Origin of the sequence: Bacillus sp. HMF5848 (assembly GCF_003944835.1) — a bacterium.
In the GTDB taxonomy this organism is placed as follows: Bacteria; Bacillota; Bacilli; order Bacillales; family HMF5848; genus HMF5848.
Genome location: NZ_RWIV01000001.1, coordinates 1224856 through 1246679 on the forward strand (window position 1 = coordinate 1224856; position 21824 = coordinate 1246679).

Sequence of the window (21824 nt, forward strand, 5' to 3'; positions counted from 1 at the left end):
CGCACCAAACCGGGTGTTCATCGCACCAAACGGGGTGTTCATCGCACCAAACCGGGTGCTCATCGCACCAAACCGAGTGCTCATCGCACCAAACCGGGTGTTCATCGCACCAAACCGGGTGCTCATCGCACCAAACCGGGTGCTCATCGCACCAAACCGGGTGCTCATCGCACCAAACGGGGTGTCCATCGCACCAAACGGGGTGTCCATCGCACCAAAAGGGGTGTTCACCGCACCAAACCTGGTGCTCATCGCACCAAAAGGGGTGTCCATCGCACCAAAAGGGGTGCTCATCGCACCAAACCGGGTGTTGATCGCACCAAACCAGGTGTTCATCGCACCAAACCGGGTGTTGATCGCACCAAACGGGGTGCTCATCGCACCAAACGGGGTGCTCATCGCACCAAACGGGGTGTCCATCGCACCAAACGGGGTGTTCATCACCTAAATAGCAGTAGGAATTTACACGATTATAACAATTTTCATAGTATACTAAATTTTTCTGGTGAACAATTATGTTATATTTAACCTAAAGGTGGTGTTCGTATTGAATAGGAATGTTGTACCTCTGCGGAGGTTGGGACATACGGATATGGATGTGTCGGCACTAGGATTAGGTTGCTGGCAGTTTAGTAAAGGAACTGGGGCGGTTGGTCGGTTTTGGTCAACTTTGTCACAGGATGATATTCAAAAAATCATTCAAACGACGGTCCAAGGTGGGATTAACTGGTTTGATACGGCTGAGGTGTATGGAAAAGGTCAATCGGAGGAGGCGCTAGCAGACGCACTCATCAAACTAGGAGAAGAAGTGGAACATACATACATTGCCACGAAATGGTGGCCGCTGCTCCGGACAGCGTCATCCATTACGAAAACAATTGATGATCGAATTGCTGCACTCAAGAATCATACGATCGACTTGTATCAAGTGCATCAACCTTTTTCTTTTTCAAGTGTAAAAGCAGAGATGGATGCAATGGCCGAGTTAGTAAAAGCAAATAAAGTCCGTCACATCGGAGTCAGTAACTTTACCGCCAATAAAATGCGAGAAGCGGACCAGCAATTACAAAAACATGGTCTCAGACTCGCATCGAACCAAGTGAAATACAGCTTGCTAGACAGACGAATCGAAACTAATGGTACTCTTGATGCTGCCAAAGAACTCGGCATTACAATTATTGCGTATTCACCATTAGAACAAGGTATCTTAACCGGGAAGTTCCATCGAAATCCAGAATTAATCAAGAACATATCAGGACCACGTAAATATATGTCCTATTTGAAACCAAAAGGTCTTGAAAAATCAAAGCCACTCATCGATCTTCTGTTTGAGTTAGCAGAAGAATACGGAGCGACACCAAGTCAAATTGCTTTGAATTGGATGATTAACTTCCATGGAGAAACTGTTGTTGCGATCCCAGGTGCATCTAAAGTAAAGCATGCAGAGGAAAATGTCGGGACGTTACAATTCAATCTATTGGATGAACATATGAACATGATTGACAAAGTCTCCAAAAAAATCACACAGCAATAATATGAAAAGCCTTCGCCATCAAGGCGAAGGCCATCTAATTTTATAAAGGTTTTGTCGAACAGCTAATTCGTTTTAGTTTTCCGCTCTCATCTCACGAATCACTATTACTTCTTCTCAACCTGCTCACCCTTGTCATCTACGGTTACTTCTTCATGATTGTCTCCGTAAACAGCTGAATATGTTTTCCAGCCACCGTCGACATTTTTAACTTTAAAGCCATTTTCATTTAAAATACGTGTTGCTAAGTAACCACGTAAGCCAACTTGACACGACACGTGTACCGTTTTATCCTTTGGCAGTTCTTCCAAACGTTCACGCAAGTCATTCAATGGAATGTTCACAGACCCTTTAATTGAGCCGAATTCAAGCTCACGTGGATCACGAACGTCGACAACTAAGCCACCATCAGCGATAATGTTATCCACTTCATCCCACTGAACAGTATCAACGAAGCCTTCAACAATGTTTGACGCTGCATAACCAACCATATTTACTGGATCTTTAGCTGATGAGAATGGCGGCGCGTACGCTAATTCTAACTCAGGTAAATCCATCACGGTTAAGCCGCCTTTAATTGCTGTGGCGATAACGTCAATCCGCTTATCAGCTCCGTCAACACCGATTGCTTGCGCGCCATATATTTTTCCAGTATTATGACAGAACAACAACTTAATCGCAATTTGATGCGCACCAGGATAATAACCCGCATGTGAACCTGGGTGAACGTGAACCGCCGAATGCTCAATTCCAAGCTGCTTTAATGATTTCTCGTTCAATCCAGTTGCCGCCGCCGTGTAATCAAACACTTTTACAATAGAAGTACCAAGCGTACCTGGATATTTTTCTTCACGACCATAAATGTTGTTCGCAACAATGCGTGCTTGACGATTAGCTGGCCATGCGAGTGGAATCATCATTGGTGTGCCAGTGATGAAATGCTTTACCTCAATCGCATCCCCAACAGCATAAATAGAAGGGTCATTCGTGCGTAAGTAATCATCTACTTTAATGCCACCGCGCTCGCCAACCTCAAGGCCCGCCTCCACAGCTAGTTCATTCTCCGGACGAACACCGATAGATAAAATAACCATGTCGGTACGAATCTCACGTCCGCTGTTCAGAACAACAACACGACCGTTTTCTTTAAATTCCTTCACACCGTCTTCTAGAACTAAATCAACTTTATTATCACGGATATGATTGTGTAAAATGGAAGCCATTTCGTAGTCAAATGGTGCCATAACTTGGTTAGCCATCTCAACGATACTTACATCCATACCACGTTGATGTAGGTTCTCGGCCATTTCAATACCGATGAACCCGCCACCGATGACGACCGCATGCTTCGGTTTTTTTTCATCAACATAGCTTTTAATGCGATCAGTATCAGGTACATTTCGTAACGTGAAAATGTTGTCAGCTTCCTTCAATCCTGGAATCGGAGGTACAATCGGCTTAGCTCCAGGAGATAAAATTAACGTATCATAGTTCTCTTCATAAGTTTCACCAGTTTGTACTTTACGCACAGTCACCGTTTTACGGTCACGGTTTACCGCTGTTACTTCACTAAAGTTTCGAATATCTAAACGGAAGCGAGCACTCATGCCTTCTACAGTTTGCACAAGTAATTTGCTACGCTCCTTAATTGTTTCACCAATATAATAAGGAAGACCACAGTTTGCAAAAGAAATAAATTCCCCACGCTCAAACATTACGATTTGAGAGGTTTCATCTAAACGACGTAGACGTGCAGCTGCTGTTGCGCCGCCTGCGACACCACCAACGATTAATATTTTTTTACTCATAAAAATTCAGCTCCTAACGATAAATACTATATAGGGTATGTAATCATTGTAAACTTTCGCCAAAACTAATTCAAACGAACATTTTGTGAACGGCTACACAAATTTGGACTTTGCTACAGCATCATGTATTTTATTTGAACAGTTTATATACACATATAAGTATAACCATTACGTATATAAACATGCTAAAAAAAAGACCGTCAAGGACGGTCATGTTTTTAGTTTCACATATGTATGTATGACGCAGGTTCAGCTCTCGCAACCCAACGACCTTATCGATAATTAATAAACTGCACATCAATTGGTAAGTCAGCACCACGAATTAAAGCAATAATCTGCTGCAAATCATCGCGACTTTTTCCGCTTACGCGAATCTGATCATCTTGAATTTGACTTTTAACCTTTACGCCACTGTTTTTAATTATAGTATTAATCTTTTTAGCATTTTCTTTGTCAATGCCTTGCACAAGCTTCGCACGCTGGCGAACAGTGCCGCCTGATGCACCTTCAACTTTTCCGTAATCTAAGTTTTTAATTGGAACACCGCGTTTCACCAATTTCCCAATCAAAACATCCTTCAGCTGTTCAAGCTTGTAATCATCGTCAGACACAAGAACTAGCTCTTCTTTTTCCAATTTAATGTCACTTTTACTTCCTTTAAAATCGTAGCGCGTGCTAATTTCCTTCATAGCCGCTGTGATCGCATTTGTAACCTCAGGCAGCTCTACCTTTGAAACAATATCAAATGATGCTTCTTTAGACATATGTATCCCTCCACAAATTTTAACATAATTATACGTCAATCCGACCTGTATTTCCAGCACCGGACAACCTTCGACAAAATCTCCCCCTTGTCATAAGCCATAGGTAACAGTACTATTGAATTAGTAAATAATGTAAATGGAAGAGTGATTATGTCACAAATTACACGCGAGTTAGTCTTTTATTTGTTTGGGTTTCGGTGGGTTTTATTATTAATTAGCTTTTTAAGTTATTTCAAAGATTCTAATGAAGGGTCATTAATTGTAGTTGTGCTCTGTGTATTAAATATTGTATACACATTAGCACTATTTTTTATGAAGAAACCAAATATGCATGTATTTATCTCAATTGATTTATTAGTTAACATTACTGTACTACTACAAACAGGCGGGACAAGCAGTCCATACATCCTGTACTCCACAACTACCCTAGTCTGGTTGCTTTCAATTCGCAACGTTAAGCTACTATTTCTGTACAACATTTTGTACTTTACTTTACTTACTAGTCTTTTAGCCTACACATCTCAACTTACTAACTATACAGCAGTATTAATACAATTGTTTATTGCACTTGGATTTTTTATTGTCATTCAATATTATAGTTCGATAATATTTAGTATGTTTAAAAATTGTATTCATGTGTACAAAGCTCTAATTCGCTCTTCTGTACACTCTGTAGATGAGCTTATTGAAGATATGGAATCGTTAATAAGAAGTGTGTATGGTGTTAAAAACGCTTACATTTTAATCAATGATACTAATAACCTTTATGAAACATGGGACAAGCAATACTATAAAAGGACCATACAATCACTTAATGTGACAGAAGTGCAAAAGCCACAGCCAATTCAAATAGAGAATTTTGCTGGAATAAAGGATAACTATATTTATTTTTCTATTAAAAATAAAAATGAAAAGATAGGCTGTATCATTTATGAAGCACCAAAGCCGCACAGGCGAATATATCATGTGTTTTTATATTTTATTTCTGCCTTTATCATACAAAAAATTCAGCATATATCTTTACAAAAGAAAATGACGACTGCTATGCAGGATAAGGTGAGAAAGAAAATGGCGCAGGATATGCATGATGGACTTGCCCAACAGTTATTTTTTCTATCTGCACAAATGTTTCATGTTAAGCAAACGATTCCACAAGATGCTAATGGAGAGGTACATGATGCTCTTAGTAATATGGAGGAGCAATTAAAGCAGTGTCATGTAGAAGTGCGAAATTATATTAAAGAGCTTCGAAATGATTTCACAAACATTAACATCATGTCAGCTATAGAGCAAATGATTGATAGAGTTACAAAGGGAACATCAATTAGGGTTCACTTTGAAACAAAAGGTTGGTTTAATCACGAAAACCTCGAAATGGAGCAGATAATATACAGGGTAATTGAAGAGGCCGTTAACAATGTGGTAAAGCATGCCAAAGCTAGTCAATTAGAAGTAATGATAGAAGTAACCTCTTTACAATGGACTGTTAAAGTAAGAGACAATGGCGTTGGATTTGTGCAAGAAGCACCTCAAAAACGAAAAAGTTATGGTCTTGTTGGGCTTCAGGAAAGAGTGGAAAGCATAAGAGGGCAATTGATGGTTCGCTCCAACCTGAACACAGGTACAGAAGTTGTTGCAATCATTCCAAGGGAAAGGGGACATGACTTTGCATCGGTTAGTTCTAGCTGACGATCATCAAATTGTTCGAGACGGATTAAAACTTATTTTAAGCAGCACAAATGACTATGAAATCGTAGGGGAAGCAAGCAATGGCAAGGAATTAGTAAAACTTGTTCACGAAACAAAGCCAGATATAGTATTATCCGACTTAAAAATGCCTGGGCCAAGTGTGATAGAAAGCTGTATCAATTTAAAAGCTACCTTTCCCGATTTAAAAATAGTTGTCCTTACAGCGTTTGATGAGAGTGAGGATATATATAGAGCAGTAGATGTAGGGATAGACGGTTATTTAATGAAAGATACGGACCCAAAACAAATACTAAATACCTTAAACATGATTATGTTGGGATACTCGTTGTTTCAACCGAAAATTGACCGACAAAGAAAGCAACATGCTACCATTGCGGACGACTTACATATGACAGAAAGAGAGTTAGAAGTATTCGAGCTAATAATTGATAACTTAAGTAATGCAGAAATTGCTGAAAAATTATTTATTTCCGAAGCAACAGTAAAAACACACGTAAGTAGTATTTTAAGAAAAACTGGTCAACCCAATAGATCACAAGCGGTACTTTTTGCCTTGAAGAAGGGGTATGTGAAAGCAAATAGTTAGCAATATTAGGGGGAGGGCAAGTAATAGTGCTTCGAATTTCTGTACGACCAAGGGATGTTAGTTCAGAACGAGTAATGCTTGTACTATCAACTATTATGACCGTTGGCGCATTATGTGGCAGTGTTTCTATGTTAATACTAAACAATGAATATGCTACTGCCATATTCATAGGGTTCTCTATTGTGGCACTTTTTTCATGGGGTTTTTATTTTTTACATCACCATATGCTCATTCATTACAAATACTCTGAACATATCAGTGCATTCTTTGCTTTTGTGTTATTTTTTTATGTTGCGATTTATGATCCACTTCAGTATGAACACATATGGATTTTTCTACTATTTATCCCATTTGTGCTGGTTTTGTTGTCCAATATGCACGTTTTCAAAATATGGATAGGAATTTATCTTGTATTGTATATGGGCCTAGTGTTTATTGATCCAGCAATCACAGAAACTGATTTTTTACCTATTATTAGTCGCGTCTTGTATGGGATTGGGGCCAGTGCTGGTGGGTTTATCATTATGTTACATATGTCTGCGGAAAAGCAAAATTTTAAAAATGATAATCGTGTCCAAATGATTAACCATGTTGTGAAAGTGATGTATACGTTAATACCAATTGTTGAGAGAAAGACCCAGACAACAAGACTAGAAATTGATGAAACAAGTACACTATTAAGAAAGTTAGCAAATAAGTTCCCAAATGAACAAATAAAAGATTGGGAAATCGAGCTATTGTCACTATTGCATTATGTTAGCCGGATAAAATGGCCAGATTACATGTTTGAAAAAGAGGGACAACTTTCTCAATTTGAATTTAATGTCATACAAGATCATTGTTATATGGGGACAGAACTGCTAGGAGAGTTTGAGGAATTTGAACGCGTAAAGAATGCTTTCCAACTTCACCATGAGCGCATTGACGGTACTGGCTATCCAGAACGGAAAACAGGTGAACACATACCTATACTTGCTCAATTACTAAGTGTTGTTGAATGTTATACAGCTATGATCAAGCCCCGGTCATATAGAGCCGTACTTTCTAGAGAAGAGGCTTTCGCGGAAATTATGAAAGAAAAAGGTAAAGCCTTTCGCGAGGATGTAGTTGATGCATTAGAAATCGTATTGCAACTTAGTATGAATGAAAAAAGAAATCACTTTTCGGAAGGGCGTGGTACAGCTTAATAAGTTCATACTCAAGATTGACATAAACCATTCTCAAGCAGTATGTTTTGGAATCTATCATTTTGATAGGATGAAATATGATTCCTACAAACAGGAGGATGGATTCCGGTGTACGTAAAAGCTTGTCCCAAGTGCCATACACATTCTTATAGCAGCACAAAATCTAGTAAATGGCTTTGCCCTCAATGCCGGAGGGATTTGACGTATGTTCAAATTAAGATGCGGAAAAAAGCCTCGTATAACTTGAAATTACTAGTTAGTGATAAACACGATTATTAACAGCTCATACTTCAGTATGATATATCTCATACTTTAAGTGCGATCTAATCATCTTGTTAGTCGATTTACGCTCCATTACTTAATGGTTACAATTAGAGTAGAGAAAGTTGTACGGTTCATTAAGTAAGGGGAGGAGTTTATATGCTTCGTAAGTTATTAATTTGTTCGACTATTCTTGTAGCAACTACTGCCATATCACAAGTATCAAGTTTTTCGAGCGCCACGATTGTGAATGAAGCATCGTTCAAAGTTGTGGATGCTGATAGTGATGAGGCGTTAATTAGTGTGAAACTTGATAATTCCTCAAGTAATAAAAAAATAGTAATTACAAACGGACAAATTACTGATACTCTTTTCAAAGTCACTAATAATTTAGACCATTCCGTCGTTTTGGAGAAGGTAGAATTTGAAGATAATGGCATTAAAGTTGAAACAGAGGAAGAAGTAATTTATCCTGACGAATCAATAGATGTGACAGTAAAATTTAGCGAAATAGTAGATGATAAAAATGAAGCTTTTGAAAGTATTGAGATTCCTTTTAAATTTGTTTGGGGTGACTTTAGTGCGGAGATAAAGCGTGATATTGACGTTAAGATCACTTTACCAAAGAAACATTCAAATGATTTCGTTGGTACAAAACATGCTTCAGATCCTTCTGATGAGAGTCTTAACATACTAGTGACAGATAAGACGGATGCCACACAGGCTTGTGATAATTCTGAAGTAAATTGTGATGAAGAGGGTATTGAGGAAACAACTACTAAAAATGAACAATCTAATGGTGATTGAACTCAAGATATAGATTAAGATTCATTAGACAACGGAATATTCAGAAGTATCCTTCGATGAAACTTCTAAAAAATCTAGAGTGGACTCGAGCTCTTCAAGGCCGTAAATATTTCGATTTAAAGGAGTATTCTATGCGAGCAAATACAAAAGAACCAAACATAAATAAAAACCAAATGCCCATTAAAAAATGGGCTCTTTTTGTAATTATTCCTATTCTCATAGTATCATGCTTTGTAACTATAAAAGCATTTATGACTCCAACAGAAGTTACTGAAACTATTCTGGAGAACGTCATTAAAGAAGAAACAAATTTTGCTTACGAAGCCGAAGTAAAACGGAGTCTATTGTATCCTGAAGGAGGGACAATAGATCCTGGGGAACATATTATAAAAAATATTACAAAGTCTATACCTGTTTCTATTAATAGTCAGGTATTTGCTGAAGAGCCTGTTGAAGTTGCTGGTAACTACCAATTAAATATGTCAATTACAGCAGAAGGATTATGGAAAAAGGACTTTACTCTCGAAGAGCCTGTAGCATTTAATAAATCTAGTAACGAAGTTAATATAATTAATAAAACCTATAATGTAGATGTTGAAAAAATTGTCTCTTTTATAGAAGCAGTTGAAAAAGAAATTAAAATCGGGGTTGGCTCGTATATTATTGAGATTAAACCGATTCTAGATGGGAAAATCATTTATAAAGACCAGACGTACGAACTTAATAAAGAGTCTGTTCTGAAGTTTGATTATTCCAAGGAGCAGTTTTCTTTAATTAAAGATACAGAATTAGAATTTTACAATGAATATGCAGTAGAGAATACTAAAAACATAGTTAATGAACTAGTAATTTTTAATATAACCTTACCTATTAGTGGAACGAGAATAGTAGGACTTATTCTGACTTTGCTATGTGTAGCTGCCATGATAGTTGTAATGAAGGATAAAATTGCGAATGCTGTAAAGACACCGGAACAAGAGAAAATTGATAAAAAGCATAAAAGTCGTATTGTGGAGATTCACCCAAGCACAGATTTAAACCAGTTCCAAAGAATTGCGTTGACCGCTTTTAAACAAGTTATACAGATTGCTGATGATAAAGAGTTACCAGTTCATAAGCAGATCACTTCTGTAGGAGAAACCCAATATTTCGTTATAGATAATAACCTGCTTTATTTTTATAAGGTAGGTAAAGGAGTGTCCTAAATGGTACTCACGAATCCTTTTTCATACCGAATTAATAGTATTGAACCACTTACAAAGTTATATAGATACGTTTCGCTAATTATTACATCTTTATTTTACTTAGTAGGAGAACCAGCTTCTCCTATTATTTTTAAAATAGGAGTTGTGGTTGCTCTAGCAATATCGAGTCATATATTAGTTAATAATGTTCTACCAAAAACAAGGTTCGATAATAATATTGGCTTAAAACTATGCATTATTGTTGAAACTTTAGGGGTATCATTGCTTTTAATACCTACCGGAGGGATTGAAAGTCCTTTTATATGGTATGCATTAAATCCTATTCTTTTAGCCGCTAGTTACTTATCAGCAGTATCATCGTGGGTGCTACTGATATTTTATAATGTCATAGCTTTCTCTACATACTCGATCCTGTTTAACTCAGAGAAATTAAAAATTACCCAAATAATAAAAGAACATTCTTACTTATTTCTTGTTTTTATTTTAATAGCGGTATTTATGCAGTTATTTTCAGAATTAACTAAAACCATTCAAAAAAAACAAAATGAACTTCAACAAGCAAATAACAAACTTATAGAGGTAAATCACGAGTCCAAAGCTGCAGTTGAACACATTATGTCTTTATACCAATCAGTAGAAAGCTTATCAAATGAGACTAGTTTAACAAAACTTTGTAATGAAGTAGCAGATTATTGTGTGAAATTAACTTCCAATGCTGGAGTATTTGTATATATTCATTCACCTCAAACATTAATAGTAAAAAGTGATGATAATGATATTAAGACGAAGATTCATGAGTATGTTAATAGTTATTCTGGAAATGAAGAACTTCTAAATGATTTTTCAAATGAATTTGTTTTGGGGAAAATGAAATCAGTAAATATTGATGGAGTCATTGGTGTGTATAATCAGGAATCAAAAGGCTTGGAAACTACAGCCAGGTTTGTGAAATTTTTATCAGAGTTAGTTTCTATTATTATTGACCGAATGCAAGTTGATCGAATAAGTGAGATTTTCAAAATGACAGAAGAAAAAAATAGGTTGATAAGAGAGATTCATGAACGCGTTCATCAGTTAACTTTTAGTGCTATTTGTTCCATGCAAGCTTTGAAATTAAACACTAATAAATATAATGACCAAATAGTAACCGAGGAAATAGAAGCGATAATTAAATCTCTTAAAGTAAGTATAGAAGAACTTAGGTCAGAAGTGAAAATAGTCGAGCATAACTATTTGCAAAAAACGTTGAAAAAGTATTTGTTAAACTTCTCCAACTTAAACGAGGTAAAAGTAGATTTTAAAATCTATGGGGAAGAAGATTTTGTTTCATTAGAAGTTAAAAAGAATCTATATCAAGTAGTTAGGCAAATGACGGGAGTATCATTACGTTACGGCAATGCTACAGGAATTCAAATACAAATTGAGATAACTAAAGAAACTATATCGCTAGATTATGAGGACAACGGTTTATATGAAAACGAAACAATAGAAGATATACAAGAATTTAATAAAATACTTAGTTGGATAAACGATATTGAAGGAACAGCACGAACTAACAAAAATCACAATAGTCTCTTGTTGAATGCAACAATCCCAGTAAATGAAAATAATGACTTGGAGGTCGTCAATATATGAAGCTAATGATCGTCGATGATCACCCTTTAGTGCGAAGAGGATTGGCTACAATCTTAAGCTCTGATGGTGATACACAATTAGTAGGTGAGGCGGCTACAATTCCGGAGGCACTTAGAATAATTGAACAAACATTACCTGATATTATTTTAGTTGATTTGAATTTAAGTGGTAGCTACGGATTAGACTTAGTGGTAGAAGCTAGGAAGAAAGGCTATCCAGGTAAATATGTAGTACTAACATCTTCCGCAGCTGAAGAAGATTTTAAAAAAGCAAAGGAAGTTAATGTGGACGGCTTTTGTCTGAAAGAAGCTTTACCAGAAGAGTTAATCTATGCACTGCAATTGATTCATAAAGGTAGAAAGTATTATGATCCAGCCATACTAGAGTTGATGATGAATATGGATACCGCTGGAGGTAAAGACAAAACAGAAGCAGCCTTGGCAGAACTAACCCCTAAAGAATTGGAAGTTCTAAAAGCCTTAGGTCAAGGGCTATCTAATCGTGATATAGCTGAAAAACTATTTATCTCGGAATACACAGTAAAAAAACATGTTAGTCAGATTTTATCAAAGTTAGAATTGACTGATAGGACGCAAGCCGCTTTGTTTGCGAATAATAAGGGACTAGTTCAATTTATACTATAAGTTAAGTTGAAAATCCGTCGAAATTCGATTCGGCGGATTTTTTTATGTGAAGGATAATTTTCTTCGAGATTTTCTAAATGAACGTTTAACTTGTTTAATCATGTTTCTTCTTAGTTTTGAATCAAATATTGGATATAACATAATTGGCAAACCTGGAATAAGGGAGACTACGCCAACTGCTAACCAATAATTAATTGAAGCAAGGTAGTATATTAATTGCTTAGGTAAGAGTGGGAAAAAGTATCCAATATATAGCCTAGATGTATATTGCCCTACTTCATTAGCGTGAACAGTTAATTCTGGTTGAATTGTATCACCATTTGAAAGACGAACAGCTTTTTGATTCAATGAGAGTTGAGAATCGTTTGTTGTGAATGTGATTGTTAAGGGCAAAGGTCCATTATGTGATATTTCATGTAACGGGATAGTTTTCTCTTCCCCTTGTTTCATGATACCAACGTCACTACCCATAATAATTCCTTGTGAGTTACTAGATACTTCATAAGGGAGTTTATAAATTTGTGTTGTGGATATAAGGTTACCAGCTACTAAAATGGATAGAGTTAGACCACCAAATAAATATAGACTTTCTGAATTCGTTTTCTTAGATTTCTTTTTTGCGGGTTTTTTAATAAGCTCTGAAAGGCCTATTATAGCAGTTATAATAACAACGAGAATAGGAATAGTAATGGAACTTCCTTGTAGCTTTTTAATCCATTCACCTAACCAGAGAGTTAGGAAACCTACTTTCGGTATGACTAGAGGTTTTTGGTTTAGGGTGATTGCCTTACTAACAATCCACTCTCTTTGAATGGGAACATTGTTCCCGTATGACTGATCTGTGTAATCATTGTTGTCACCTTTTGTTATGTACCCTTTTGTATCAGACCCTTCAATAATTCTATGAAAAATCCAACCTTTGGTTTGAAGTTCTCCTTCTTTAGATGTAAAAATATAAATGTCCCCAACATTAATTTCAGTATCTTCATTCACCTGATTAATAACAACCATGTCACCACGTTGAAATAAGGGATACATGCTGTTGGATTGAATAACACTAAAAATTAGAGGTTTATTTAAGAATTGTGCACCTAAAGAAGAAGTAATTATAATTAAAATCATGAAATAGAAGATGAAGTTAAACAGAACCTTGAATGATTTTGACATACATTTCTCCTCACCTAAGAAGTTATGAATAACTAGAAAAATTATTTTGAGGTTGAGACAGAATTACTAAAAAGAAAATCCTAACTAGTAGTTGGTACTAGTCAGGATTTTCCTTTATTTAATTACTTAGCATTTACATGCACAGTTAATGTAGCTTGATTTGTTTGTAATTTAGCACCTTTTTCAACATAAAGATCTAAATAAACATTAGCTGTTTCACCAGGTTGTAAAGTAACTTTACCGTTACGGTTATTACTACTCCAAATGAATTCTTTAACTTCATTAGGTGTATTTAAGTTATAGCCACCTAAGTAAACATCCACTTTTTTATCTGCTCCCCAACCGTCTTTAGTCATGTAGAACTCTACAGTCTCTTTAGAGTTATTTTTAACTTGGAAGAATTTATCCCAGTTATATCTACTTTCACCTTGGATACCAAAGCTACCGCCGTTTCCTTTTGCTAAATCAATCTTAAGTTCTCCACCATCAATTGTGACAGCTTGATCTTTTGCCCCGACTTCATTTTCACCATATGGAATTAATGAAATTAAAGAGTTGTCAGTACTAGCAACTGTTAGATAAGATTCTTTGTTGTCAATCGTCGCGCTCGAGAATGCAAAAGCCGCCATTACAGTTGATAGAGCTAACATTGCTACTACCATTAATAAAGATTTTTTCATTGTGAAACACTCCTTTGTTTTTTAGAAAATTTTTGTTGTCTTACTTAACTTCTGACTTCATTATAGAAAGTTTCAGCAAGACAAACACCACTCGTTGGAGTGCTTTTTAAATCTCTTTAGTGTAGTTTTGAGTCACTCTATCTACTACTTTAGAGGTATACTTTTGTACCATAGACTAAGCTGAGTTTTACTAATTAATGGTATAATTGATTCTATGAAAAAATAATATCCCGAGGTGATCCTATGCCAACTCTAAATTTCGGCATTATTAGTACTGCCAACATCGCGAAAAAAGCACTTATTCCAGCGATTAAGCGTGCACACAATGCTGAGGTCCTAGCAATTGCATCACGTGGGCCGCAAGTTCATGAGGTAGCGCAAAATTACAAGATTCCTAGAGCGTATGAATCATATGAGGAACTGCTCGCCGATCCAGATATCCAAGCAGTGTACATACCACTACCAAACCACTTACATAAGGAATGGGTTATTAAGGCGGCTCAACATGGCAAGCATGTACTATATGAAAAACCAGCTGCACTTAACGCGCAAGAAACTGAAGAAATGCTCAACATAGCAAAACAACACAACGTTACTACGATGGAAGCGTTCATGTATCAATTCCATGCGCAGCATGACAGAGTACGTGAGATTATTGCGTCGGGTGAGATTGGTGACGTTAAGCTTATGAGAGCGGCGTTTTCGTTCCATATGAGTAATCCAGGTGAGAACATTCGTCTTGATGCAGCTAAAGGGGGAGGCTCCTTGTATGATGTTGGCTGCTATTGCATTCATGCGGCAAGGAACATATTACAAGCAGAACCTACCGAAGTAACAGTACAAGCAAATATCCATCCAACGAACAACGTAGATATGTCTGCGTATGGTATGATGCGCATGAGCAACGGTGTGCAAGTTATGTTTGATTCTAGTTTTGAATCTGGTTTGCGTCAGGAATATGAGATTATCGGTAACAAAGGAAGCATTCGTGTGCCACGTGCGTACCGCCCTGATGCATACGGACATGACGGTATTGTAATTGTCACAACAGGAAATGTAACCCGCGAAGAGACGATTACCTCTGACCAATACAAAAATCAAGTGGAGCATTTTGCTAATTCGGTACTCACGCAAACTCAACCATCATACACAGATGAAAATACAATCCAAAATATGCGAGTCATTGATGCATTCTATGAATCTATTAAGCAAGGAAAAGCGATACAGTTAGGCTAAACCACAATTAGTGTGAAAGTTTAAACTAGTCCAATATATACTAAACTGCAACTAAGTATTTAAAAAACCTGCAAAGTTCCCAAGAGAACTTGCAGGTTTTTTAGTTGGTTTTTTCCAAAATCGCTTTTCGACTTGCGGATTATTCTAAGACATGAAAACTACTGCAACTTCCCCCCAGAGAAGGTAAAGTTTTTCATCAGATGAAACCGACGACAAAGTTCCACCAGTTAACTTGAAATTTTTCATTAACTTACAAAACTCCCTGTTAGAAACTTCCTCCGGAAGTAAACCGCTTTCCCTCTTTACCACACGAAAAACTCCGACCAATTTCCTATATATATCCCCAATATACTACCGATATAATAATTGTCTATTAGTAAATTAGGAGGGTTCTCACCATGCTTCGACATCGAGTTTTACTAGTTTTCATGATTGTTTTATTAGTAGCAACAGGATGTTCCAACCAAGCAACAACAAACACAACACAAGATATGACATCAATCGGTATTATGTTATCTGACGTGGGTCTTGGAGATCAGTCCTTTAGTGACTCTGCATTTTTAGGATTAGAAAAAGCAAGAGATGAACTTAATATATTATTTGATTATCGCGAACTGCAGGAAACAGGTACATATGAACAGGGCTTGCAGGAGCTCGTAGAAGCGAACCATGATATTGTCGTTGGTCTTGGCTTCATGATACAAGGGGATCTTGAGAAGGTGGCACAGCAGTTTCCTGATCAACGCTTCGTCCTCATTGATGCTGTATCTGAGTTACCGAACGTTACGTCTATTACTTTTAAAGAAGATGAAGGAAGTTTCCTCGCTGGTGTGCTCGCAGCACTGACATCAACAACACAAAAGATTGGTTTCATCGGTGGGGCTGATGTGCCGTTAATCCGTAAGTTTCAAAAAGGTTTTGTCGCGGGAGCACAAGCTGTAAATCCGCAAATACAAGTCATTTCGAAATTTGCAAACGATTTTGGGAACGACAAGCTAGGCGCACAAATTGCGCAAGAAATGATCGCAGCAGAGGCAGATGTATTGTATGCGGCCGCTGGCTTTACAGGTGTGGGCGTATTAAAGCAGGCTGAAGCAAGTGGTGTATATGCCATTGGTGTAGACAGTGATCAATTTTATTTTGCAGAAAAAGCTGTTGTATCTTCTATGTTAAAAAATATTGATGTAGCCCTATATGAAATTGCGAAGGAACTAGCTGAAACAAACTCTATTCCTGAAGGACAAGTATCCTTTGGCATAAATGAAAATGGTGTAGGACTAGCACCAATCCGCGTACACCCAACATCAACCACACTTCAAACAAAAATTGACGAGTGGACGACAAAGCTAACAACCGGCAAAATTACAATCAACTAGGAGGCACAGCATGAAGATACGCACGAAACTTCTCGTTAACTCATTAACTACGATACTACTCGCAGCAGTATTAATCGCATTCATTATTTTTAATATGTTAAATGTTAAATCATCAAGCAGCGACTATGTATCGGTTTTAGTAACGGTTCAAAACCTTGATGCTGAAGTGAAAGCTGTTGAGCAGAGCTTAAGCAACTACTCTTACAACATGTCTGAAGCGAATAAGCAGGGGGCCCAGACTCATTTAAAAACAGTTGACGAACTTTTTATAAAATTAGATGGCATGTTGGTAGTGGCGGATAATAAAGCGTTGCTACAACGTGCTAAGGATAAATATGCAGCATTAAAAACAACAGCAGAGGACGCGTTAACAGCGCGTGATTCCGCAGAGGTAAAAAGACAGTCCATCCGTACAAAAGGGATTGTTAATGATATTTACACAATGAACCTCAACGCAAATGCTTACTATGACCAGCTTCAAGAGCAATTAGATCGGAAAATTCAGATGGTGGTTACCATTTCTATTATCGGGTTACTTGTTTTAATCGCACTTGCTGGAGTAGTAAGTTTTTGGGCAACTAAATCAATTACCAAACCATTAGTTGCGTTAAGTAAAAATGCTCATGAGATTGCGAACGGCAATTTAGTAGTAGAAAAAGTGTCGTACAAAGCGAAGGACGAGCTCGGCTCACTCAATTCGGCGTTTGAACAAATGACAGAGCAATTATCACAGCTTGTCACACAAGTAGATGGCATGGGTCGTCAAGTTGAAGGCTTTGCCCGTGAAATTGAGCAAGAAAATCAAGCCCTTACGGAGATTGCCAATCAAGTTGCTATTTCGACAGATGAACTGTCAGCCGGCTCGCAAAGTATTTCCGAAGACTTACAAACGGCAGTGACAGCTATCGAAGATATGGACAATGAATTTGCAACGAATGTGGAGCGTACGAAGCAATCGGCAGCATACGGAGATGAAGCGGTCCAAGCGATTGCAACTGGTAAAGCAGCGATTGAAAAGCAGTCTGAATACATGAAGGAAAACGCAGAGGCTACTTCTTCGATTGAAAAAGCAACGAATCAATTCGTTACGTACGCGGAAAAAATAGAAGTGATGGCCAAAACAGTAGCTGGTATTTCTGAACAAACGAATCTACTAGCATTGAATGCAGCAATTGAGGCGGCAAGAGCGGGCGAAGCTGGCAAAGGCTTTGCGGTCGTAGCAAGTGAGGTTCGTAAGCTTGCTGAGCAATCTTCTAGTGCAACGAAGGAAATCTTTGAAATGTTAGGTTTAATTCGCACAGGCTTAGAAGATATTTCGGGCGCTGTAAAAGCTGGACTAGATACGGCTGATAAACAGTATTTTGCGATGGATGAAACGCTATCTTCTTTTAACCAAATTGATCAAAAAGTTAAAGGCATCTCATCTGAGCTTCAGCAGCTAGTTGATGGTGTCGCGACAGCAAAGCAGCTTGGCGAAAATGTACTGCACAACGTGGAAAGCATTTCTGCGGTAGTAGAAGAATCGGCAGCGGGTAGTGAAGAAATATCCGCATCGACCACAGAGCAGCTATCAGCATTTAAAAACATGGTTGAAAAAGTCACGCGTCTACGTGAAATGGCCAATGATATGAAGACGGTGCTCGCGCAGTTTAAGACGAAGTAGGTGTTTCCTGGTGGTGCCCAGGGGATTTACGATTTACGCATAAATCATTAAAAATGGCGCATAAACCCTAAATTTTGGCGCATAAACCCGGGAAGCATGCGCATAAACAGCAATTTTTCGCGCATAAACACGAAAAACATACGCATAAAATCGTAAACAACAAATTTCGCCCGTAAATTAAGCGCCGCGACTGCTTTTACGCATAAATCATTAAAAATGGCGCATAAACCAAAAAAGTTTACGCATAAATCCCAGAAATTGACGCATAAACCACTAAAACTCACGCATAAACAGCAAAATTTCGCGCATAAAAAAATGCACAGCCCATTAGCCAGCGCCAAACTACCCACTCGCCACAAATGAAAGACCATCCGTAAGCCACACGGCTTACAGATGGTCTGTTTTTTTGGAGAATTGCTTTTTACCCATTTTGCGGTTTTTCGTTTCCATCATGTTTTTCTCATGATTTTCCGCATTTTTGTCTTTTGCTTTTTTGTCGTTATCACTTGTGTTTGTCATAAAATATTCACCCCTCCTAAACTCATATGTGTAGTTTTACCGAGAATTAGAAAAACTATGTAACATATGTGTTGACTTGAAACGGCTTTCTCCTTTACAGTTAGCAAAGTATGCCATTTAAGGGAGGGACAACAATGTCCGAACATGCAAAAAAAATTATTGTCGTCATTATCGGTGCGTTCTTAAATGCAATTGCACTGAATTTCTTCTTAATCCCTGCCAGTGTTTATTCTGCAGGCTTTACTGGGATCTCTCAGTTACTATGGAGCATTAGTGTTGAGTTTCTACCGTTTACCATTCCAACAGGTCTGTCATTGTTTTTACTTAACGTCCCTGTTGCCTATCTTGGTTGGAAAAAAATCGGCCGCTCCTTTACCTTTTATAGCTTTCTAAGTGTTATCTTTATGTCGATCTTTTTAGAGGTTATTCCTATTATACAAGTATCACCTGATATCTTATTAAACGCGGTATTTGGCGGGGTAATTGCCGCCATTGGAATTGGTTTCACCCTGAAATGGGGGGCGTCAACAGGCGGGATGGACATTGTCGCGATGGTGCTATCACGCATGAAGGACCGTCCGGTCGGTACTTACTTTTTTGCCTTAAACGCCATTATCATTATCACAGCGGGGATGCTGTTTGGCTGGGAAAAAGCATTGTACACACTCGTTCAGCTGTATGTTTCAACACGTGTGATAGATGCGATTCATACGCGCCATGAAAAATTAACAGCCATGATTATCACGAAAAAAGCAGACGAATTAAAAACTGCCATTCATGAGAAGTTGGTTCGCGGTATCACAGTTGTACCTGCAAAAGGTGCTTTTACAAATGAACCAAAGGACATGTTAATCATTGTAATCACAAGATACGAGCTGTACGATCTCGAGCACGTGATAAAAGAAGTAGACCCGAACGCATTTACAAATGTTGTACAAACAACCGGGATTTTCGGCTTTTTCCGAAAAGACTAGCTTGGGGTTTTCCAAAAAAGTCACCAACCTCCTGTAGTCTTTTCCAGAAAGGCTATTGAATTCCAGAAAATCAAGCAACTTCACATATACAAAAAAGGTGCCGCGAAATCCGCGACACCTTTTTCTAATGACTTTGCAGTTGGTCTAGTCGGTCCTGCATACTGTGCAGTTGCTCTTTTTCAGCGAATGTGGAGTTTGCAAAAGCTGAAGAAAGTGCGTTTTTAGCTACAGAAATGGCTTGGTCGACAGAAACGTCAGACTGACCAGCTGCAGCTTGCTCCGCAATACCTACAGCTTCGTTTGCTTTTTGGAACAACATATTACCTTTGCCCATTGCTATAAGCTCCCTAGTGAGGTTTGCTGGACGCTGTTTGCTTTTCGTTCTTCAGCTTCCGCATACGTTGAGTGATAGGGAATTCTCTGGTCGTGCATAGTGACAGCATCAACGCCTTGTTTCACGAATCGTTTCGACTTGCTACTTCGGCCCATGATACATTCCCCCTGACATAGTTTAACTGACTAAGCTGCAAAGCATCACGCAACGACTACCGCTGCGTTACTAATAATTTGCGAAATTAACGAAGAAATTATTCATCTGGAAAAATAAGAAAGAAATTGGTCTCACCATAGTCAGTGTCGATATATCTTACTTTTCGGACCGGAACGTTCCCTACATTAATTACAGCTTGAAAAATTCCTCTAAAAACAATCCAATACCATCTTCTTCATTTGTAGCTGTTATTTCATTTGCGATGCCTTTTAATTGATCAATCGCATTTCCCATTGCTACACCGGTGCCAGCGTACTCGATCATTTCTAAATCATTATCTTCATCACCGAAAGCTATGATGCGTTCTTTCGGAATGCCGTAATGATCTGACAAACGTTGTAAGCCGACCGCTTTGTTCATTCCTGTACGCACGATTTCAATAACATGCCACGGTGCACCCCAACGACGGTGGTCAACGAGCTCGGCATGCACGTCAGATAGGTGGCGACGGATTTCGTCAACATGACTCTCTTCAGCATGAATTAGAATACTTGTGGGATCCTTCGGTAAAATCTCACGTAAATCACCTGTTGTTACTTTTGGGTCACCAAAGCTAAAAATATCAAGCAAACGTTCATCATGATAATGGAAATACACTTCATCCATAATTTCAGCAATAATATTTTTTAAATTATACTTTTCGCTAGCCGTTACAATTTCCTTCACGGCGTTTAAATCTAACGGTGTATGATACACACCCCAATTATCATCAAGAGGATGGTGTACAAACGCGCCATTAAAGTTTACGATCGGGCTTGTTAGCTCAAGCTCTTTGTAGTACATCGAGCTAGAACGAAACGGACGGCCAGTTGCAATGCACACAACATGTCCTTGTTCCTTTAGCTTGAAAATCGTTTCTTTCGTTCGTGACGATATTTTTTTCTCATCGGTTAATAGTGTTCCGTCTAAATCCAAAGCAATTAAGTGTTTATCCTTCATATAATACTCCTTTTGCTGCTATCCTAAATTTTTACCATATTCATATTGTAACGCAAATATGTACGAACTACCTAACACGGTGCTTTTTATTTTGTGAAAATGTATGAGGACTTCGCCCACAACTTGAACATCATGAACTTTTGTAACAATGTATAAGGAATTAGCGGTAGTATACTGACAACTTGAACATCATGCACTTTTGTAGCAATGTATAAGGAATTAGCGGCAGTATACTGACAAATTGAACATCATGCACTTTTTATAACAACGTTTTAGGAATTTGCGATAAAATTCCACAAACTGAACTTCATGAACTTTTTTTGTATCAATGTATAAGGAATTGTGATAGAACTACACAAACAGAACTTCATGTACTTTTTTTGTGAAAATGTTACACTGTAGGGGTGTATAATATTGGCTTTTAGTTGTTTACAGCTCGGACACTTACTCGCGCCTTCGCCGGTGTTTTAGAGGTGATTGCAGTGGAGTGTGCTGGCTCTCATATGCAGCACGATATTACGAATGCCGTTGCTATCAATTTGTATCATTTGCGATTTTTGTCTGGATGCTGCCGATTTTGAC

Annotated in this window: 21 protein-coding genes; 13 read left to right on the forward strand and 8 right to left on the reverse strand. The window is 37.9% G+C overall.

The window, feature by feature from the left end; all coding sequences use genetic code 11:
• Positions 1–13: 13 nt before the first annotated feature.
• A complete protein-coding gene (locus EJF36_RS05855; protein ID WP_125905420.1) occupies positions 14–448 on the forward strand; it encodes a ribosomal eL19 family protein in 435 nt (144 codons plus the stop codon).
• 144 nt (positions 449–592) lie between these two features.
• The gene (locus EJF36_RS05860) at positions 593–1534 is read left to right on the forward strand and encodes an aldo/keto reductase (RefSeq protein ID WP_125908283.1); all 942 of its coding nucleotides are present in this window, start codon (positions 593–595) and stop codon (positions 1532–1534) included.
• A 104-nt stretch (positions 1535–1638) separates the two neighbouring features.
• Here the strand turns inward: EJF36_RS05860 and cdr are convergent, their stop codons facing one another.
• Positions 1639–3339 (reverse strand): CoA-disulfide reductase, encoded by a 1701-nt coding sequence (gene cdr, locus EJF36_RS05865; RefSeq protein WP_125905421.1) that lies wholly within the window; start codon positions 3337–3339, stop codon positions 1639–1641.
• A gap of 272 nt (positions 3340–3611) precedes the next feature.
• Positions 3612–4103, reverse strand: coding sequence for a YajQ family cyclic di-GMP-binding protein (locus tag EJF36_RS05870; protein ID WP_125905422.1), 492 nt, complete (start codon positions 4101–4103; stop codon positions 3612–3614).
• A gap of 150 nt (positions 4104–4253) precedes the next feature.
• Between EJF36_RS05870 and EJF36_RS05875 the strand changes: the two genes are divergently transcribed.
• The 7 genes from EJF36_RS05875 (at position 4254) to EJF36_RS05905 (ending at position 12138) form a co-directional block, all read left to right on the forward strand.
• Positions 4254–5792, forward strand: coding sequence for a sensor histidine kinase (locus tag EJF36_RS05875; protein ID WP_125905423.1), 1539 nt, complete (start codon positions 4254–4256; stop codon positions 5790–5792).
• On the forward strand, positions 5770–6399 hold the full coding sequence (locus EJF36_RS05880; RefSeq protein ID WP_395940560.1) for a response regulator: 630 nt from the start codon (positions 5770–5772) through the stop codon (positions 6397–6399). The genes EJF36_RS05875 and EJF36_RS05880 overlap by 23 nt, the downstream gene beginning before the upstream one ends.
• A 26-nt stretch (positions 6400–6425) precedes the next feature.
• Entirely contained in the window at positions 6426–7586 is a 1161-nt protein-coding gene (locus EJF36_RS05885; RefSeq protein WP_125905425.1) for an HD-GYP domain-containing protein, read from the forward strand.
• Between the two features lie 420 nt (positions 7587–8006).
• Positions 8007–8654 carry a hypothetical protein gene (locus tag EJF36_RS05890; RefSeq protein WP_125905426.1) on the forward strand — a complete coding sequence of 216 codons (648 nt, stop codon included), beginning with the start codon at positions 8007–8009 and terminating at the stop codon, positions 8652–8654.
• Between the two features lie 56 nt (positions 8655–8710).
• Positions 8711–9859 (forward strand): DUF5305 family protein, encoded by a 1149-nt coding sequence (locus EJF36_RS05895; RefSeq protein WP_125905427.1) that lies wholly within the window; start codon positions 8711–8713, stop codon positions 9857–9859.
• The gene (locus EJF36_RS05900; RefSeq protein WP_125905428.1) at positions 9860–11494 is read left to right on the forward strand and encodes a sensor histidine kinase; all 1635 of its coding nucleotides are present in this window, start codon (positions 9860–9862) and stop codon (positions 11492–11494) included. It abuts the gene before it with no gap.
• Positions 11491–12138, forward strand: coding sequence for a LuxR C-terminal-related transcriptional regulator (locus tag EJF36_RS05905; RefSeq protein ID WP_125905429.1), 648 nt, complete (start codon positions 11491–11493; stop codon positions 12136–12138). The genes EJF36_RS05900 and EJF36_RS05905 overlap by 4 nt, the downstream gene beginning before the upstream one ends.
• Before the next feature lie 42 nt (positions 12139–12180).
• On the opposite strand, the gene EJF36_RS05910 is transcribed toward EJF36_RS05905, so the two are convergent.
• Both EJF36_RS05910 and EJF36_RS05915 read right to left on the reverse strand, forming a co-directional pair.
• Entirely contained in the window at positions 12181–13305 is a 1125-nt protein-coding gene (locus EJF36_RS05910) for a signal peptidase I (RefSeq protein ID WP_125905430.1), read from the reverse strand.
• Between the two features lie 122 nt (positions 13306–13427).
• A complete protein-coding gene (locus EJF36_RS05915) occupies positions 13428–13985 on the reverse strand; it encodes a DUF1102 domain-containing protein (protein ID WP_125905431.1) in 558 nt (185 codons plus the stop codon).
• Between the two features lie 243 nt (positions 13986–14228).
• Between EJF36_RS05915 and EJF36_RS05920 the strand changes: the two genes are divergently transcribed.
• The 3 genes from EJF36_RS05920 (at position 14229) to EJF36_RS05930 (ending at position 18260) form a co-directional block, all read left to right on the forward strand.
• Positions 14229–15221, forward strand: a complete 993-nt coding sequence (locus tag EJF36_RS05920) for a Gfo/Idh/MocA family protein (protein WP_125905432.1) — start codon at positions 14229–14231, stop codon at positions 15219–15221.
• 398 nt (positions 15222–15619) lie between these two features.
• The gene (locus tag EJF36_RS05925) at positions 15620–16597 is read left to right on the forward strand and encodes a BMP family lipoprotein (RefSeq protein ID WP_125905433.1); all 978 of its coding nucleotides are present in this window, start codon (positions 15620–15622) and stop codon (positions 16595–16597) included.
• A gap of 10 nt (positions 16598–16607) precedes the next feature.
• Positions 16608–18260 (forward strand): methyl-accepting chemotaxis protein, encoded by a 1653-nt coding sequence (locus EJF36_RS05930; RefSeq protein WP_125905434.1) that lies wholly within the window; start codon positions 16608–16610, stop codon positions 18258–18260.
• Positions 18261–18647: 387 nt separating this feature from the next.
• On the opposite strand, the gene EJF36_RS05935 is transcribed toward EJF36_RS05930, so the two are convergent.
• A complete protein-coding gene (locus EJF36_RS05935; protein WP_125905435.1) occupies positions 18648–18779 on the reverse strand; it encodes a DUF3941 domain-containing protein in 132 nt (43 codons plus the stop codon).
• Between the two features lie 134 nt (positions 18780–18913).
• Between EJF36_RS05935 and EJF36_RS05940 the strand changes: the two genes are divergently transcribed.
• Positions 18914–19753, forward strand: a complete 840-nt coding sequence (locus tag EJF36_RS05940) for a YitT family protein (protein WP_125905436.1) — start codon at positions 18914–18916, stop codon at positions 19751–19753.
• Between the two features lie 124 nt (positions 19754–19877).
• Here the strand turns inward: EJF36_RS05940 and EJF36_RS05945 are convergent, their stop codons facing one another.
• From EJF36_RS05945 to EJF36_RS05950, 3 genes are all read right to left on the reverse strand, one after another.
• Positions 19878–20087, reverse strand: a complete 210-nt coding sequence (locus EJF36_RS05945) for a DUF3813 domain-containing protein (RefSeq protein ID WP_260471838.1) — start codon at positions 20085–20087, stop codon at positions 19878–19880.
• Positions 20088–20089: 2 nt separating this feature from the next.
• Positions 20090–20242 (reverse strand): hypothetical protein, encoded by a 153-nt coding sequence (locus EJF36_RS21430; RefSeq protein ID WP_185806824.1) that lies wholly within the window; start codon positions 20240–20242, stop codon positions 20090–20092.
• Positions 20243–20432: 190 nt separating this feature from the next.
• A complete protein-coding gene (locus EJF36_RS05950) occupies positions 20433–21242 on the reverse strand; it encodes a Cof-type HAD-IIB family hydrolase (protein WP_125905437.1) in 810 nt (269 codons plus the stop codon).
• Positions 21243–21824: the final 582 nt, after the last annotated feature.

Excerpts from the sequence above, each read along its gene's own strand:
- EJF36_RS05860 (WP_125908283.1), top strand. The coding sequence starts at position 593 with ATGGATGTGTCGGCACTAGGATTAGGTTGCTGGCAGTTTAGTAAAGGA.
- cdr (WP_125905421.1), bottom strand. The coding sequence starts at position 3,339 with ATGAGTAAAAAAATATTAATCGTTGGTGGTGTCGCAGGCGGCGCAACA.
- EJF36_RS05870 (WP_125905422.1), bottom strand. The coding sequence starts at position 4,103 with ATGTCTAAAGAAGCATCATTTGATATTGTTTCAAAGGTAGAGCTGCCT.
- EJF36_RS05875 (WP_125905423.1), top strand. The coding sequence starts at position 4,254 with ATGTCACAAATTACACGCGAGTTAGTCTTTTATTTGTTTGGGTTTCGG.
- EJF36_RS05890 (WP_125905426.1), top strand. The coding sequence starts at position 8,007 with ATGCTTCGTAAGTTATTAATTTGTTCGACTATTCTTGTAGCAACTACT.
- EJF36_RS05895 (WP_125905427.1), top strand. The coding sequence starts at position 8,711 with ATGAAACTTCTAAAAAATCTAGAGTGGACTCGAGCTCTTCAAGGCCGT.
- EJF36_RS05900 (WP_125905428.1), top strand. The coding sequence starts at position 9,860 with ATGGTACTCACGAATCCTTTTTCATACCGAATTAATAGTATTGAACCA.
- EJF36_RS05905 (WP_125905429.1), top strand. The coding sequence starts at position 11,491 with ATGAAGCTAATGATCGTCGATGATCACCCTTTAGTGCGAAGAGGATTG.
- EJF36_RS05910 (WP_125905430.1), bottom strand. The coding sequence starts at position 13,305 with ATGTCAAAATCATTCAAGGTTCTGTTTAACTTCATCTTCTATTTCATG.
- EJF36_RS05915 (WP_125905431.1), bottom strand. The coding sequence starts at position 13,985 with ATGAAAAAATCTTTATTAATGGTAGTAGCAATGTTAGCTCTATCAACT.
- EJF36_RS05920 (WP_125905432.1), top strand. The coding sequence starts at position 14,229 with ATGCCAACTCTAAATTTCGGCATTATTAGTACTGCCAACATCGCGAAA.
- EJF36_RS05925 (WP_125905433.1), top strand. The coding sequence starts at position 15,620 with ATGCTTCGACATCGAGTTTTACTAGTTTTCATGATTGTTTTATTAGTA.
- EJF36_RS05930 (WP_125905434.1), top strand. The coding sequence starts at position 16,608 with ATGAAGATACGCACGAAACTTCTCGTTAACTCATTAACTACGATACTA.
- EJF36_RS05935 (WP_125905435.1), bottom strand. The coding sequence starts at position 18,779 with ATGACAAACACAAGTGATAACGACAAAAAAGCAAAAGACAAAAATGCG.
- EJF36_RS05940 (WP_125905436.1), top strand. The coding sequence starts at position 18,914 with ATGTCCGAACATGCAAAAAAAATTATTGTCGTCATTATCGGTGCGTTC.
- EJF36_RS05945 (WP_260471838.1), bottom strand. The coding sequence starts at position 20,087 with ATGGGCAAAGGTAATATGTTGTTCCAAAAAGCAAACGAAGCTGTAGGT.
- EJF36_RS21430 (WP_185806824.1), bottom strand. The coding sequence starts at position 20,242 with ATGGGCCGAAGTAGCAAGTCGAAACGATTCGTGAAACAAGGCGTTGAT.
- EJF36_RS05950 (WP_125905437.1), bottom strand. The coding sequence starts at position 21,242 with ATGAAGGATAAACACTTAATTGCTTTGGATTTAGACGGAACACTATTA.